Genomic DNA, 14,328 nt, shown 5'->3' on the forward strand with positions numbered 1-14,328 from the left:
CGCAGAACACGCGCTGGGGTAGGCATGGCACCTCTCGCCGGGATGACCACAGAGGGCGGGTCTTTTTGATCAACGAATTTCTCGACGCACTTGTCGATGCGGGGGATGGTAACCACCCAGAGGTATGAAACGACAGCCCTGCTCCGATACGGTGAGTGCTTCCGGAGTCTTCCCCGGGGCTGGGGTCGAGCACTACGCTCCCCGCCTGGTGGCACAGGTCGTCGCAGACCGTCGTGTCCCGAGCGCGGAGCGGGGTGACTAGCCGGCACCACTGCTCCTGTGCTGCAATTCGGCCCGATTTCGAGTCCATGCTTCGGTCCGCGGGGGAGAGGCCGGGGAACACTGCTGCCGGAAGAGGAAGCCCAGGGTGGCCCGTCGAGAGAGAGGTCCCAGCCAGTCAGGCGTGGGGATTCCACCGCGCTCCGAAAGGCCCGGAACGGGTGACGGACTGGCTGCGCTGAGTGATGGAACTGTGACCGAACAAACGGGTACCGGGCCGACCAATGCCGGCCGGGCGCAGACGCCCCGCCCGGCAGCCTGGCGGCTGCGCAACTGGCGACTGCCCACCAAGCTGACCGCCGTCCTGCTCATCCCCACCGTCGCCGCGGTGGCGCTCGGCGGCCTGCGGGTCAACTCCGACCTCGCCGACGCGGCCGACCTCAACCGGCTGGCGAACCAGATCCAGCTCGAATCGGCGGTCGCCGACCTGGTGCAGCAGCTGCAACGTGAGCGGGACCTCAGTGCGAGCCACGTCGCATCCGGCCGCGAGCTCGACCGCGTGGTGCTGGACCGCCAGCTGCGCCGCGTCGAGGACACCGTGCAGGCGCTCAACGCCAAGATCGCCGACCTCAGCGCCGACCTCGACGACGAGGTGGTCACCCGGTTCCGCCGCGCGTCCAGCCAGCTCGACCGGCTCAACAGCCTGCGCAACGCGGTCCGCGAGACCAACTACCCGTCCGACGCGGTGCTGCGCACCTACTCGGAGTCGGTGGAGAGCCTCCTCGACCTCGGCGAGCAGGCCATCGCGGGCATCAACCAGCCCGAGCTCGTGCGGCTGCACCTGGCCACCAACGCGATCGCCCGCATCAAGGAGCAGGAGTCGCGCAAGCGCGGCATCATGCTCGACGTCTTCCAGCGCGGCGGATTCGGCCCCGGCCAGGAGCGCCTGCTGCTGGCCGCGAACGCCGAGCTGGACGCGGCCCGCAACGACTTCCGCAAGTCCGCGACCCCCGACCAGGCCAAGATCTACGACGACACCGTCACCGGCCTGATCGTCGACACCGCGAACGACATGCAGGAGACGGCGCTGAACCTGGCCGCCGCCGACGCGCCCATGACGTCGCTGCGCCCGGAGAAGTGGGACATCGCGTCCACGCTGACCGTGAACCTCACCCGGGACGTGGAGAACCTGCTGCTGGAGCAGCTGCAGAACCGGACCGACGAGCTGACCGGCGCGGCCCGCAACGCGGCGTTCCGCGACTCCGGCATCGTGCTGGGCGCGTTGCTGCTGGCCCTGGTCATGGCGCTGTTCGTGGCCCGCTCGATTCTCAACCCGCTGCGCACGCTGCGCCGCACCGCGCTGGAGGTCGCCGACCACGGCCTGCCCGAGGCGGTCGGCCGGATCCTCGCCGACCCGAACCCGCAGGAAGCGGCGAAGACGGCCATCGCGCCGGTGCCGATCACCACCCGCGAAGAGGTCGGCCAGGTGGCCCGGGCGTTCGACGCGGTGCACGGCGAAGCGGTGCGGCTGGCCGCCGAGCAGGCCCTGCTGCGCGACAACGTCAACTCGATGTTCGTCAACCTGTCCCGCCGCTCGCAGGCACTGGTCGAGCGCCAGCTGAACCTGATCGACCGGCTGGAGCAGGACGAGCAGGACCCCGACCAGCTGGCCAGCCTGTTCGAGCTGGACCACCTCGCCACCCGCATGCGGCGCAACAGCGAGAACCTGCTGGTCCTGTCCGGCACGGACCTGTCCCGCCGGCTGACCCGCCCGGTCCCGGCGGCCGAGGTGCTCGGCGCCGCGGTGTCCGAGGTCGAGCAGTACGCCCGCGTGCAGGTCGGCCAGACCCCGGAGCTCACCGTCCAGGGCCGCGCGGTCAACGACCTCGTGCACCTGATCGCCGAGCTGCTGGACAACGCGACCGCGTTCTCCGACCCGGTGACCAAGGTCACCGTGCGCACCGCCCGCACCCGCAAGGGCGAGCTGGCGATCGAGATCCAGGACCGCGGCGTGGGCATGGGCGAGCAGGAGCTCGCCGACGCCAACCAGCGCCTGGCCGACCCGCCGGACGTGGACGTCGCGGTGTCCCGCCGGATGGGCCTGTACGTGGTCGCGCGGCTGGCCAAGCGGCACGACATCAAGGTGCGGCTGCGGTCCAACGAGGACATCGAGGGCGGCACCACCGCGCTCGTGCTCGTGCCCGACACGCTGGTCGCCTCGCCCGGCGCACCCGGTTCCCCGATGGGCGGCGAGCCCGTCTCGGCGTTCGGCGACTCCGGCGGCTTCGGCGGCGCGACCGACTCGGGCTTCGGCGACTCCGCGTTCGGGTCCACGGCGCAGCGCGCGTCCGGTATCGCCGGCGCGTTCGGCACCGGCACGATCTCCCGCCTGGACGAGGACACCAGCTTCCCGAGCATGCCCCGCGTCGAGGACGAGCCGGCGTTCCCGGTGAGCTTCGTGCAGGGCCAGGGCGAGCAGGACCCGGCCCGGGTGCCCGCGTTCGGCGAGGCACCCGCGTTCGGCGAGGCGCCCGTGGAGACGCCCGCCGAGGTGTCGCAGCCGTGGCTGCGCGGCGACGAGCGCGACGTGGACCACCGCGAACCGGAGGGCTCGTTCGGCGAGCCGACTCTGTTCACCGCCTACGAGGACCGCGCCGAGCACGACACGGACTACGAGCACGGGTTCGAGACGACCCAGTTCGCGGCGGTGGACAGCGGCTTCCTGATCGAACCCGAGCCCGAGCCGGAACCCGAGCACGCGCACCGCAACGGGACGGCACCGCAGGCCGCGCCCGCGGCCAGGGAGGTCGAGCACGACTTGGACGCCCCGACCGAGCGGCTGCCGATCTACGAGGCGGTCCTCTCGCAGTGGTTCCAGGCCGTGGGCAGCGAGACGTCCGCCGCGACCGCCCAGGCCGTGCCGCCGGCGCCCGAGCCGGAGCGCGCCACGCCCGCCGAGTCGGGCCTGCCGACCCGTCGGCCGCGCCCGATCCCGCCGGTCGCGCCCACCACGTCCGACGACCCGCTGCCGCAGCGGGGCCTGCTCGACTCTGGCCAGAACCCCCGGCCCTTGCGCGAAGCGGACGCCGGTTCGCTGCCCCAACGGGGCGAAGCGACGACCAACCGCGCCGAGGGCACTAGTCTGACCGCGGGCGGGCTGCCCAAGCGGCAGCCCGGTTCGCCCAACAACCTGCCCAAGCGCGCCGCGGAGGTGTCCCGCGTGACCGAGCCCGAACCGGTCGCCGAACCCGAGCCGGCCGCGCTCGCCGCCGAGTCGGTGTGGGAGTCCCCCGCCGACGAGGGCTGGCAGGCGGCACAGGCCTTGCTGAACAAGGCACCCGAGACCACGACACAGGCGGGGTTGCCCAAGCGGGTGCCCAAGGCTCAGCTTGTGCCGGGATCAGCCGCACCGAAGCCGACGGCCTCGGAGCGGCAACCGCAGCGGCCCCCGCTGCCACCACGATCGGCTGACGCGATCCGTGGACGCATGTCGAGTCTTCAGCAGGGCGTCCGTCGAGGGCGACACGCTTTGATCGACGCTTACGCTGGTGACATGTCGAGCCGGCAAGACGAGGAGCAGGAGTGACGACCGCAGCTCAGCCAGGCAGCTTTGGTTGGCTTATCACCGACTTCGTGCGCCGGGTTCCCGGTGTGGCACATTCCGTGGTCGTGTCGGCGGACGGGCTACTGCTCGCCGGCTCGCAGGGCCTGCCCCGCGACCGCGCCGAACAGCTGTCCGCCGTGGCATCCGGGCTCGTCAGCCTCACGGCGGGCGCGGCACGGTGCTTCGAGGCGGGCACGGTCAACCAGACCGTGGTCGAGATGGAACGGGGCTACCTGTTCCTGATGTCGATCAGCGACGGGTCGTGCCTCGCCGTCCTCGCGGCCCCGAACTGCGACATCGGCCTCGTCGCGTACGAGATGACGTTGCTGGTCGAGCGCGTGGGCCAACAGCTCACCCCGGAGCTGCGCGCGCAGCTCCAGGGCGTGGTTCGGCGGTAGATCCTCATGAGATCGTGGGGGTGAAGGTAAATGGCTGAACGATCTGGCGCCGGCGGCCGACGCTTCGGTAGGAACTTCAACTACCAGGAGTGGGCGGTCGGGGGCTTCCAATTCGCTGAGCCGGATGCCGACCCCGCACAGGACGAGGAAGCCGAGGACGCACCCAACTCGTGGCCGCGCCGCCGGGCGGAACAGGCGCCGGGGCCACGGGTCGAAGGCACAGGGCAGGGGCAAGGCGATATGTCTCAGCGTGAGGTTGACGACTCGTCGTACGACTACGACGACGTTCCCAACCGGTTCGACATCGACGGGTACGGCAGCGGCCTGTTCGGAGGTCCGGGCGCCGATCTCTTCGGTGCCCACGGCCTGCCCGACAGCGTGCCGGAACAGGTGCCCTACACGACCGGTCCGCAGCCGGTCGTGCGGCGCGAGGAGAACCCCGCGGCCGAGTCCGGGTCCCTGGTCCGCCCGTACACCCGGACCGGTGGCCGCACCCGGCCCGATTACGACCTCGCGATCGAGGCGCTGGTGTCGACCAGCGAGCGCGGGCTCGAACGCGACGCGGCGGTGCTCCCCGAGCACCGGTCGATCTGCGGGCTGTGCACCGACACCAGGTCGGTGGCCGAAGTCGCCGCTCACCTCCGGCTGCCGCTGGGTGTGGTGCGGGTGCTGATCGGCGACATGGCGAGCATGGGTTTGGTTTTGATTCACCAGGGTGGCTTGGTCGTGGGGGACCGGCCGTCCATTGAATTCCTTGAGAGGGTGCTCAGTGGGCTTCGCAGGCTCTAGCCCCAACGCGGCCGAAGGCGCCAAGAAGCCGACGACCTCCGCGAAGATCGTGGTGGCCGGTGGCTTCGGCGTGGGCAAGACGACGTTCGTCGGTTCCGTGTCGGAGATCGTTCCGCTGACCACCGAAGCGGTGATGACCGAGGCGAGTGCCGGGGTGGACGACCTCTCGGCGACGCCGAACAAGGTCACCACGACGGTGGCCATGGACTTCGGTCGGGTGTCGCTGGACCAGGACCTGATCCTGTACTTGTTCGGCACACCGGGCCAGCACCGGTTCTGGTTCATGTGGGACGACCTGGTGCGTGGTGCGATCGGTGCGATCGTGTTGGTGGACACGCGGCGGTTGGCGGACGCGTTCGCGTCGATCGACTTCTTCGACGATCGGCAGCTGCCGTACGTCGTCGGGGTGAACTGCTTCGACGGTCTGCTGCACCACCGGATCGAGGACGTGCGGGATGCGTTGACGATCGACCAGTCGGTGCCGATAGTGACTTGCGACGCGCGCAACCGGCAGTCGACCAAGCAGACGTTGATCACGTTGGTCGAGCACGCCATGCGCCAGTGGATGTCGGTGCGCGCGGGCTGACCTGAGGGTCGCCGCGCTGATCCGGCGGTGTGACGTACCGAAGGGCGGTCTCCTCGTAGGAGGCCGCCCTTCCGCGTGCCCGAGAGGTCGGGGTCAGGCTGTGACGGTGGTTCGGTCGATCTCGCTGGTCGACACCACCACGTCATGGTCGTCGAAGTCGGCGACGACGCGCAGTCGGCCGCCTAGTGCGGTGATGTAGCGCTCGAGCGTGTCGACGACCATCTGGTCGACATCGCCGCGTTCGAGCTGGCTGACCCGAGGCTGGCTGATGCCCATGCGCGCCGCGACCTCGCTCTGGGACAGCCCCTGCTGCTCGCGCAATTGGGCCAAGCGGAAGCCGAGCACGTAGGCCTGGGTGCGGTTGCGTGCCTCTTCCCGCGCCAGTTCCATGTCCCGCCCGGCGGCCTGGTCGCGCCGAGCCTTGTCGGCCTTGACGTCCTTCCACGAACGAGCCATGGGTCAGTCCTTTCCGATGTGCGTGTCCAACTCGGCCAAGTGCTCGTCGAACCGCCGGTCGGCCAGTGGGACGTTCCGGTCGTACCAACCTCGCCAGTCGCCTGACTTGTCACCGGCGACCAGCAGGATCGCCTGTCGGTGCGGGTCGAACGCGAAGAGGATCCGTACCTCGCTCCCGCCCGACGAGGCGGGCCTGAGTTCCTTCATGTTGTGGTGCCGTGACCCCTTGATCCGATCGACCAAGGGACGGCTGAGCCGAGGTCCTTCGCGGGCGAGCTGGTCAATCGCCTCCTCGACCAGGTTCGCGCTCTTCGAATCTTCTACGCAGAGTCGCGCGAACCAGGTGTCGACGTCTTCGTGCAGTACTACGTCCCAGTCGGTCACGCCCTGACCATAACGATACCCTTATGGGCATCGATGCGCCAAGGTGCGCTGCTGTCCGGTACACCGGCTGACCTTCGGGTCGCCGCGCTGATCCGGCGGTGTGACGTACCGAAGGGCGGTCTCCTCGTAGGAGGCCGCCCTTCCGCGTGCCCGAGAGGTCGGGGTTCGCCCGGCCGGTCGACGCACGTGTGCTGCGGCGTGGAGGCCGCGATTCGACGCTAGGCGGTGCCGTCGTCACCAATCGGGTGGTCTTCGAGGCCGAACGGGGGTTACGCGCCGTCGCCCTCGACCAGGGCGGCGGACGTGATGCGGTGCAGCGGGAACCTGCGCACCTCGCCGTAGCTGACGTCCACGCCTTCCAGCACACCACCGCCCACGACCTGCGGCGTGATCACGCGGCGGGCGGCGGTGCCGTGGCCGTCCACGAAGTCGACCAGCACGCTGCGGCCCTCCCGCGCGGCACGTTGCAGCAACGCCAGCGTCGCCGACGGTCCCGCGCCCAGGTGACCCGGCACCGACACCCGGGCACCGCCGGTAGTCGTCGCCGCCCGGTCGCCCGCCCGCACCAGCCGCACCAGTTCGCCCAGCTGCTCGTCCGACGGCGCACCCGGCGGCGCCGGCCTGCGCCTGCCCTTGCCCGCGATCCGACGCCCGCTCGCCCGCAGGTCCAGCACGTGACCGTCCGGTCCCTCGGCGGCGGGCGCGAAACCGGCCGCCCGCAACCCGTCCAGCACCTCCGCCAGCGGCAACGGGCTCACCAGCACGGTCGGCGCGATCTTGCGCAACGCGAGCCGTTCCGCCGCCGCGTGCGCCATCACCTCGGTGATCAGCACGGGGTCGTCGCAGCGCAGGAACGACCCGGCCGCACCGCCCCGCAGCCTGCCGTGCTTGCGTGCCGCGTCGTCGATCAGGTACGTCAACGACTGCGGCACCGGCGTGCGCGACCGCGACTTGAACAGCTCGTGCAGGTCGGCGGCACTGCGCCCGGCGTCGAACGCCCGCCGCACCGACCCCTCCCGCACCCGGTAGACCGTGGCGCTGCCCGCCGACTCGACGTCCGCGACCAGCGCGATCTCGTCGGCCAGCTCCGGGTCCAGCCTGCCGGGCGCCACCACCGTCAGGTCCGCCTGCACCAGCACGTGGTCGACCGGCGCGGGCAACGCGTCACCGAGCCGCTTCGCCGCCGCACCCGGTCCTTCGGTGAGCAGCGTGCGGCCCTGGGAGGTGATCGCGTTGTGCGCGAGGACACCGACCCGCGTGCCCTCCTCGACGGTCCAGCGCACCAGCTCGTCCCGCAGCCGCCCGCCCCGCCGGGGCGCCCGCCACGCCAGCACGGCGGCGAGTTCGTCCGGGTCGGTGACGGCGGTGCCCGGCGCCAACGCGACCAGCGCTTCGAGGATGCGCCTGCGGTCCCGGGGCGCGCCGGGCCGGTTCAGCTCCGGCGCCAGCGGGTTGAGCAGCCGGTCGCGGTCATCGCGCTGCCCGATCAGGCCCGGCAGGCGGGGCAGGTCGAGCCACGCCTGGGCCAGCGTCGCCCACCGGTGCTCGGGCGCGGCGACCAGCCACGCGTCGGTCTGCGTGGTCGGCACCCACTCGGGTTCGAGGCCCTCGGTGTCGGCGACCAGGCCCGCGTTGACGACCAGCTCGACCAGCAGCGCGGCCCGGCGCTCGTCCACGTCGAGGTCCTTGGCGAGCTTGCGCAGCTCCCGCACCCCGACACCACCCGACCGCAGCACCGCCGGCGGGTCCTCCGACCAGCTCTTGAGCAGCGTCTCGACGTGCCGGGACAGCTCCAACGCCTCGCCACCGCCGGTGTGGTCGACGTCGGACGGGTCGCGGCGGAACGTGGTCAGCGGCGGTTCGGTGGTCTGGATCGCGCCGAGCGGCCGGTCGCCCCGGACCTTCAGGCCGATCTCGCGGGGCAGTTCGACGGTCTGCGCGTCCCGCCGGACCAGCAGGCCGCGGGCGAGGAGCTTCTGGATCGGGGTCTTGGCGTTGGCGAGGGAGACGACGTGCGCCGCGTCCTTCGTCTGCCCGACCGGCGGGCCCGCGGCGAGGGTCTGCAGGACGCGGTGCTCGTCCGGGTCGAGCGAGGTGAGGTCGACGTCGGCCAGGCGCGACACGGACCGGCCGAGGCCGCAGGGGAACGGGTTGACCGCGTCACGGGTGGCCGGCGGGGTGGAGAGCGCGTGGTCGCCGCCCCACAGCAGGGCACGGACGCGCAGCGTGTCGAGGGCCGGGCCGATGTCGGTCTCGCCGAACAGCCGCTGCACGGCCGACCGGCCGACCGGCGCGAGGTCGGCGTCCAGCACGAGCAGCGCTTCGAGGACCGTGAGGGTCAGCGTGTCGAGGTCTTCACAGGCCCGCGCCACGGACGCCCGCGACCCGATGCGGGTGGCGAGCACGGTCGTGTCCGCCGGCGGGGGCGTGGCCAGGTCCGGCCGAGCGCGCAGCAGAGCCACGAGCGCGGAGTCGTCCTGCGCCCGCAGCCACTCGGCGAGGGTCGTGCCGGCCATCCTCACCACGGTATATGCCGACTGCCCGGGTGGCGCTGACCAGCCCCCGAAACCCCGCTGCCGCCCGCCGATCGGCCGGAATTGTCGGACGTCGCCGGTAGAATGTGAAACAGGGTTCCCCTGGGCGGGGACCTCCGCGCAGCTGCGGTCTGCGCCGGTCAGACGCAGCGCCGTTCAGGCGCGGTCGGTTCAGGCGTCGGTGGTCGGGTCGGCGGGCCAGGCGTCGCGCTCGGCCAACTGCAGGACAAGAGCGGCGATGTTCCACGAGTCGTCCGCGCCGGAGTGGTGCCTGCCCTCCAGCGGCAGCCCCGCGATCTCCAGCGCCTGCGCCATCCCCGGCCGTTTCCGCAGCTCATGAGCCTGCGTGAAGACCAGCTTGGCGTTCCAGTGCCGCCGCCCGAACGGATAACGCACGCCCGTCGCCTGGCACTGCCGCCGGAACTGCTTGCGGTCGTAGTCGCCCCAGCTCGACCACGGGCGCGAGCCCGCCTCGTGCTCGACCGCCAGCAGCCGGCACGCCTCGGCGAAGTCCACGCCGCCGTCCACCTCCGCCTGCGTCAACCCGGTCAGCTCCGTGCAGAACGGGCTGACCGCGGAACGTCGCGGCCGGACCAGGATCCGGTGTTTGGCGACCCGTTCGCCGGTCGTCAGCGAAACCGTGGTCAGGCCGACCTCGATGATCTCGTTCACCTGACCGGGCGGCGGTTGGCCCTCCCAGCACGTCGCCTCGACGTCGACCACGTTCAGCAGCTCCACCCGCACGAGGCTACGGATCGGGCCGTGACGTGGCTCTCGCATTTCCCCGCCGACCACCCCGGGCCGCCACCAGCGCGGATGAGGCACACTTGTCCCCGACGAAGGCACCACCGAGGAGGAACCGTGGCCAAGGCCCGCCCCGAGCGCATCGACCCGCACTGGCCCGAGGCGCCGGCAGGCGACAAGCACCCGGTCACCGAGCTCACCAGCGACATGCAGGGCGCGTTGTCCCCGTTCGGCAAGGTCACCTTCCCGCTGCCGGTCGAGGAGCTCGGCTACCACCACCCCGTGACCGAGATCAACCGCTAGGCCCGGACGCGCGCGGCCGTCGAGCCGCGCGCGTTCCGTATATCTGCGCGGACTACGCTCGAAACCTCTTGAGCTGTGCTGTTCTGGGAGGTTCGATGCCGGTCCCCGGCCCTGGTTACTCGATCACCGTCCGGCTGGAGGCGCCGCCGTCGGCGTCGGCCGCCGGCGACCTGACCTCGGCCGTCGGCCGGGCGGGCGGCGTGATCACCGCGTTCGACGTCGTCGAGTCGCACACCGACCGGGTGATCATCGACCTCACCTGCAACGCGCTGTCGGCCAACCACGCCAAGGACATCACCGACACCCTGGAGCTGCTGCCCGGGATCGTGGTGCGCAAGGTGTCCGACCGGACGTTCCTGGTCCACCTCGGCGGCAAGATCGAGATCTCGTCCAAGGTGCCGCTGCGCAACCGCGACGACCTCTCCCGCGCCTACACGCCCGGCGTCGCCCGGGTCTGCATGGCGATCGCGGAGAACCCGGACGACGCCCGCCGGCTCACCATCAAGCGCAACACGGTCGCCGTGGTCACCGACGGCTCCGCCGTGCTCGGCCTGGGCAACATCGGCCCCGCCGCCGCGCTGCCGGTCATGGAGGGCAAGGCCGCGCTGTTCAAGAAGTTCGCGGGCGTCGACGCCTGGCCGGTCTGCCTGGACACCCAGGACACCGAGGAGATCATCCGCGCGGTCGAGCTGATCGCCCCCGTCTACGGCGGCATCAACCTGGAGGACATCGCCGCGCCCCGCTGCTTCGAGATCGAGGCGCGGCTGCGGGAGAAGCTGGACATCCCAGTCTTCCACGACGACCAGCACGGCACCGCGATCGTCGTCGTCGGCGCGCTGCGCAACGCCCTGCGCGTGGTCGGCAAGAAGATCTCCGACTGCAAGGTCGTGGTGTGCGGGGTGGGCGCGGCGGGCAGCGCGATCATCCGGCTGCTGCTCAAGCAGGAGCCCGGTGACGTGGTCGCGGTCGACGTGGACGGCATCGTGCACCGCGACCGGCCCGGCCTGGACGACAACCTGAAGTCCATCGCGGCGGCGACCAACAAGGACAACGTCAGCGGACGGCTGCACGACGCGCTGGTCGGCGCGGACGTGTTCATCGGCGTGTCCGCGCCGAACCTGTTCGGCGCCGAGCAGGTCGCCACCATGAACTCCGACGCGATCGTGTTCGCGCTGGCCAACCCGGACCCGGAGATCGACCCTATGGAGGCGCAGAAGCACGCCGCCGTCGTGGCCACCGGCCGCAGCGACTTCCCGAACCAGATCAACAACGTGCTGGCGTTCCCCGGCGTGTTCCGGGGCCTGCTGGACGCGCACGCCAACACGATCACCGACGCCATGCTCATCGCCGCCGCCAACGCCATCGCGGACGTGGTCGACGGCGAGCGGTTGAACGCGTCGTTCATCGTGCCGAGCGTGTTCGACAACACAGTCGCCCCAGCGGTCGCCGAAGCGGTCCGCAAGGCAGCCGTCGAGACCGCCTGACTCGACCACGACGCGACCTCGCCCGCCGTCTGCGGAGCAGCGGCAATTCAACACCGCCTAGCATCGCCGGTATGAGCAACCAGTTCACCCACTTGGACGCCGCTGGTGCGGCGCGCATGGTCGACGTGTCCGAGAAGGAGCCGACCACGCGCACGGCGGTGGCGTCGGGCGTCCTGCGCACGACGCACGAAGTGGTGGCGTTGCTGGGCAGCGACGGGCTGCCGAAGGGCGACGCGCTGGCCACGGCCCGCATCGCGGGGATCATGGCGGCCAAGCGGACGTGGGAGCTGGTGCCCTTGTGTCACCCGATCGCGTTGTCCAGCGTCAAGGTCGACCTGACGCTCGGTGACGCCGAGGTGCGCATCACCGCGACCGTCCGCACCACCGACCGCACGGGCGTGGAGATGGAGGCGTTGACGGCCGTGTCGGTGGCCGGGCTCACGCTGCACGACATGGTGAAGGCGGTCGACCCGGCGGCGTCGCTGGACGGGGTGCGGGTCGAGCGCAAGGAAGGCGGCAAGACCGGCCTGTGGGAGCGCCCGTGAGGACCGCCCGGGTCGTCACGGCGTCGAACCGGGCCTCGGCGGGCGTCTACGCCGACCGCGGCGGGCCGATCATCGTGGACTGGCTGCGCGAACGCGGCTACGACGTGCCCGACCCGGTGGTGGTGCCGGACGGGGAGCCGGTGGCCGAGGCGCTGCGGGCGGCCGTGGCGGACGGTGTCGCGGTCGTCATCACGACCGGCGGCACGGGCATCAGCCCCACCGACCGCACGCCGGAGGCGACCAGGTCGGTGCTGGACTTCGAGGTGCCGGGCGTGGCGGACGCCATCCGCATGTCAGGCTGGCCACGTGTGCCCGCGGCCGTGCTGTCGCGCGGGGTGGCGGGGGTCGCGGGCCGCACGCTCGTGGTGAACCTGCCCGGCTCGACCGGCGGGGTGCGCGACGGGCTGGACGTGCTCGCGACCGTGCTGGAGCACGCCGTCGACCAGGTGTCCGGAGGTGACCACGCATGACCGAGGTGCTGCGGGCGACCGTCAGCGATCAGCCGCTGTCCGTGGACGAGCACGCCAAGCTGGTGGAGCACGCGGCGGCGGGCGCGGTGGTGACGTTCGCCGGGGTGGTGCGCGACCACGACCACGGGCGATCGGTGCGCGAACTGGAGTACGTCGGGCACCCGACGGCCGCCGAGGTGGTGGCCGAGGTGGTGGCGGACGTGGTGGGCCGGTTCGAGGGCGTGCGCGCCGTCGCCGTGTCGCACCGGGTGGGTCAGCTGGCGATCGGGGACGTGGCGCTGGCGTGCGCGGTGTCCGCCGAGCACCGGGGTGAGGCGTTCGCGGTGTGCTCGGAACTCGTCGACGAGGTGAAGCGGCGGCTGCCCGTGTGGAAGCGGCAGGTCTTCACCGACGGCACCGACGAGTGGGTCAACATGCCCTGACCAGGGCGAAACACCCCGGGAACGGGTTGGGGACCCCGGACCGCCGAGGGGGGCGGTCCGAGGTCCCGGTTCCGTCGTGCACCGACTCGCGCCGGCCACAAGTCACTTGGTGGCGATCTTGTGACCCGGCAGGATGAGGTCGGCGTTCGGGATGAACTGCTTGTTCAGCTCGTGCAGCTTCGCCCAGCCACCCTCGACCTTCAGCTCCTCCGCGATCTTCGACAGGCTGTCGCCCGGCTTGATCTCGTAGTCGCCGTTCGGGTTGGAGGTCGGCAGCGCCACGGTGACGGGGGCGGGCGCCTGCTGGACCGGGGCCGACTGCTTCGGGGCCGGAGCGGCCTGCTTGGGAGCCTGCTGCACGGGGGCCGGCTTGGCCTTCGCCGGCGCGGGGGCGCCGCCGAGGCCCTTGGGCCCGCACACGGGCCAGGCACCGATGCCCTGGGTCTTCAGCACGTTCTCGGCCACACGGATCTGCTCCTCGCGGGAAGCCTGGTGGGGCATGCCGGAACCGCCGTGCGAGGTCCACGTGGACGGCAGGAACTGCAGACCGCCGTAGTAGCCGTTGCCGGTGTTGATGCTCCAGTTGCCGCCACTCTCACACGCGGCGACCGCGTCCCAGTTGACCGACTGCGCGTTGGCGGTGCCGGCGGCCATGGCCATCGGCGCACCGACGATGACGCCGGCGACGGCGACCTTCGCGATGCTCCGGGCGGTGGAACTGGTGGTCGGACGGTGCTTGCCTCGGTAAGAAGCCATTTCCCTCTCGTCCACCCGCACCTGCTCGACCGGCTCGGGTTCGGGCCCGGTACGCCGCTCGGCTTGCTCCCTGTCCGGTGGTTGTCTCTCGCTCGGGGGTGTTCCGGGACGCCGTTGGACAGGTTCGGTGCGCGGTGTCCCGGTCTAGCTGCGGTCGGTCGGGGCCAACCGAGAAGCGACGGTACGTAACCGGGAGCCGCGCGCCAAATGATCTGGCATGTGACGCACGTCACTGTAACGCGACAGAGTGACTCTCCGACTACCCCGTTTAGCCAGCTCAGAGCACCGTTATCGGTCTGTTTCCGTTCCGAGATTCGCCGAGATCAATCACCGTAAGTGAGGTTTAGCTCACGTATTAACCCGCGCGAGTGGAGAAGCATCATCCGCCGGCGAAGGGGGGCAACACGTCGAGTTGCGCCCCGGATGACACTGCCGTGTCATGATCGCGAACGGCCACGCCGTCGAGCAGGAAGCTGCACGCGGGCAGCACGCGGGCCACCTTCGCCCCGTGCCGGCGCCGCACCGCGTCGATCGCGGCCTGGACCGTGGCCGCGTCGCCGGGCAGCTCGAAGCTCTCGTCGGACAGCCCCACGGCCGCCCGCGCACCCGCGAAGTACCGCACCGTCAGCCGCAC

13 protein-coding genes and 1 pseudogene are annotated in these 14,328 nt (G+C 71.3%); 8 read left to right on the plus strand and 6 right to left on the minus strand.

The window, feature by feature from the left end; genetic code table 11:
* Positions 1-472 precede the first annotated feature (472 nt).
* From A6A25_RS09690 to A6A25_RS09705, 4 genes are read left to right on the plus strand one after another with little or no spacing between them, the layout of a single operon-like run.
* Positions 473-3,805 carry a nitrate- and nitrite sensing domain-containing protein gene (locus A6A25_RS09690; RefSeq protein WP_241828571.1) on the plus strand — a complete coding sequence of 1,111 codons (3,333 nt, stop codon included), beginning with the start codon at positions 473-475 and terminating at the stop codon, positions 3,803-3,805.
* A complete protein-coding gene (locus A6A25_RS09695; protein WP_033442969.1) occupies positions 3,802-4,221 on the plus strand; it encodes a roadblock/LC7 domain-containing protein in 420 nt (139 codons plus the stop codon). Before A6A25_RS09690 ends, A6A25_RS09695 begins: the two co-directional genes overlap by 4 nt.
* A 30-nt stretch (positions 4,222-4,251) precedes the next feature.
* Positions 4,252-5,010, plus strand: coding sequence for a DUF742 domain-containing protein (locus A6A25_RS09700; RefSeq protein WP_073887829.1), 759 nt, complete (start codon positions 4,252-4,254; stop codon positions 5,008-5,010).
* Positions 4,991-5,596 (plus strand): GTP-binding protein, encoded by a 606-nt coding sequence (locus tag A6A25_RS09705; protein ID WP_073887831.1) that lies wholly within the window; start codon positions 4,991-4,993, stop codon positions 5,594-5,596. Before A6A25_RS09700 ends, A6A25_RS09705 begins: the two co-directional genes overlap by 20 nt.
* 93 nt (positions 5,597-5,689) lie before the next feature.
* On the opposite strand, the gene A6A25_RS09710 is transcribed toward A6A25_RS09705, so the two are convergent.
* The 4 genes from A6A25_RS09710 to A6A25_RS09725 all read right to left on the minus strand — a co-directional run bounded on the left by A6A25_RS09710 (position 5,690) and on the right by A6A25_RS09725 (position 9,708).
* Positions 5,690-6,052 carry an XRE family transcriptional regulator gene (locus A6A25_RS09710; protein WP_073887833.1) on the minus strand — a complete coding sequence of 121 codons (363 nt, stop codon included), beginning with the start codon at positions 6,050-6,052 and terminating at the stop codon, positions 5,690-5,692.
* Between the two features lie 3 nt (positions 6,053-6,055).
* Positions 6,056-6,436 carry a type II toxin-antitoxin system RelE/ParE family toxin gene (locus A6A25_RS09715; RefSeq protein ID WP_073887835.1) on the minus strand — a complete coding sequence of 127 codons (381 nt, stop codon included), beginning with the start codon at positions 6,434-6,436 and terminating at the stop codon, positions 6,056-6,058.
* Between the two features lie 269 nt (positions 6,437-6,705).
* Positions 6,706-8,952, minus strand: coding sequence for a helicase-associated domain-containing protein (locus A6A25_RS09720; RefSeq protein WP_073887837.1), 2,247 nt, complete (start codon positions 8,950-8,952; stop codon positions 6,706-6,708).
* Between the two features lie 189 nt (positions 8,953-9,141).
* Complete coding sequence (locus A6A25_RS09725) at positions 9,142-9,708, minus strand: 3'-5' exonuclease (protein ID WP_241828572.1); 567 nt, start codon at positions 9,706-9,708, stop codon at positions 9,142-9,144.
* A 123-nt stretch (positions 9,709-9,831) separates the two neighbouring features.
* Here A6A25_RS09725 and A6A25_RS09730 point away from each other — a divergent pair, with 123 nt between their 5' ends.
* From A6A25_RS09730 to A6A25_RS46780, 4 genes and pseudogenes are all read left to right on the plus strand, one after another.
* Entirely contained in the window at positions 9,832-10,017 is a 186-nt protein-coding gene (locus tag A6A25_RS09730) for a hypothetical protein (RefSeq protein WP_073887841.1), read from the plus strand.
* A 95-nt stretch (positions 10,018-10,112) separates the two neighbouring features.
* Positions 10,113-11,501 (plus strand): NAD-dependent malic enzyme, encoded by a 1,389-nt coding sequence (locus A6A25_RS09735; protein WP_073887843.1) that lies wholly within the window; start codon positions 10,113-10,115, stop codon positions 11,499-11,501.
* A 71-nt stretch (positions 11,502-11,572) separates the two neighbouring features.
* A complete protein-coding gene (gene moaC, locus A6A25_RS09740; protein WP_073887845.1) occupies positions 11,573-12,046 on the plus strand; it encodes a cyclic pyranopterin monophosphate synthase MoaC in 474 nt (157 codons plus the stop codon).
* A pseudogene (locus tag A6A25_RS46780) lies at positions 12,043-12,938 on the plus strand (molybdenum cofactor biosynthesis protein MoaE). Before moaC ends, A6A25_RS46780 begins: the two are co-directional and overlap by 4 nt.
* A 102-nt stretch (positions 12,939-13,040) precedes the next feature.
* On the opposite strand, the gene A6A25_RS09755 reads toward A6A25_RS46780, so the two are convergent.
* Both A6A25_RS09755 and A6A25_RS09760 read right to left on the minus strand, forming a co-directional pair.
* Positions 13,041-13,694 carry a LysM peptidoglycan-binding domain-containing protein gene (locus A6A25_RS09755; RefSeq protein ID WP_073887851.1) on the minus strand — a complete coding sequence of 218 codons (654 nt, stop codon included), beginning with the start codon at positions 13,692-13,694 and terminating at the stop codon, positions 13,041-13,043.
* Between the two features lie 379 nt (positions 13,695-14,073).
* Positions 14,074-14,328: a MoaD/ThiS family protein gene (locus tag A6A25_RS09760; RefSeq protein ID WP_073887853.1), complete on the minus strand. Its 255-nt coding sequence runs from the start codon at positions 14,326-14,328 to the stop codon at positions 14,074-14,076.

It is taken from the genome of Saccharothrix sp. CB00851, from assembly GCF_001905065.1.
Lineage (GTDB): Bacteria > Actinomycetota > Actinomycetes > Mycobacteriales > Pseudonocardiaceae > Actinosynnema.

Excerpts from the sequence above, each read along its gene's own strand:
- A6A25_RS09700 (WP_073887829.1), top strand. The coding sequence starts at position 4,252 with ATGGCTGAACGATCTGGCGCCGGCGGCCGACGCTTCGGTAGGAACTTC.
- A6A25_RS09710 (WP_073887833.1), bottom strand. The coding sequence starts at position 6,052 with ATGGCTCGTTCGTGGAAGGACGTCAAGGCCGACAAGGCTCGGCGCGAC.
- A6A25_RS09720 (WP_073887837.1), bottom strand. The coding sequence starts at position 8,952 with ATGGCCGGCACGACCCTCGCCGAGTGGCTGCGGGCGCAGGACGACTCC.
- A6A25_RS09735 (WP_073887843.1), top strand. The coding sequence starts at position 10,113 with ATGCCGGTCCCCGGCCCTGGTTACTCGATCACCGTCCGGCTGGAGGCG.
- moaC (WP_073887845.1), top strand. The coding sequence starts at position 11,573 with ATGAGCAACCAGTTCACCCACTTGGACGCCGCTGGTGCGGCGCGCATG.
- A6A25_RS09755 (WP_073887851.1), bottom strand. The coding sequence starts at position 13,694 with ATGGCTTCTTACCGAGGCAAGCACCGTCCGACCACCAGTTCCACCGCC.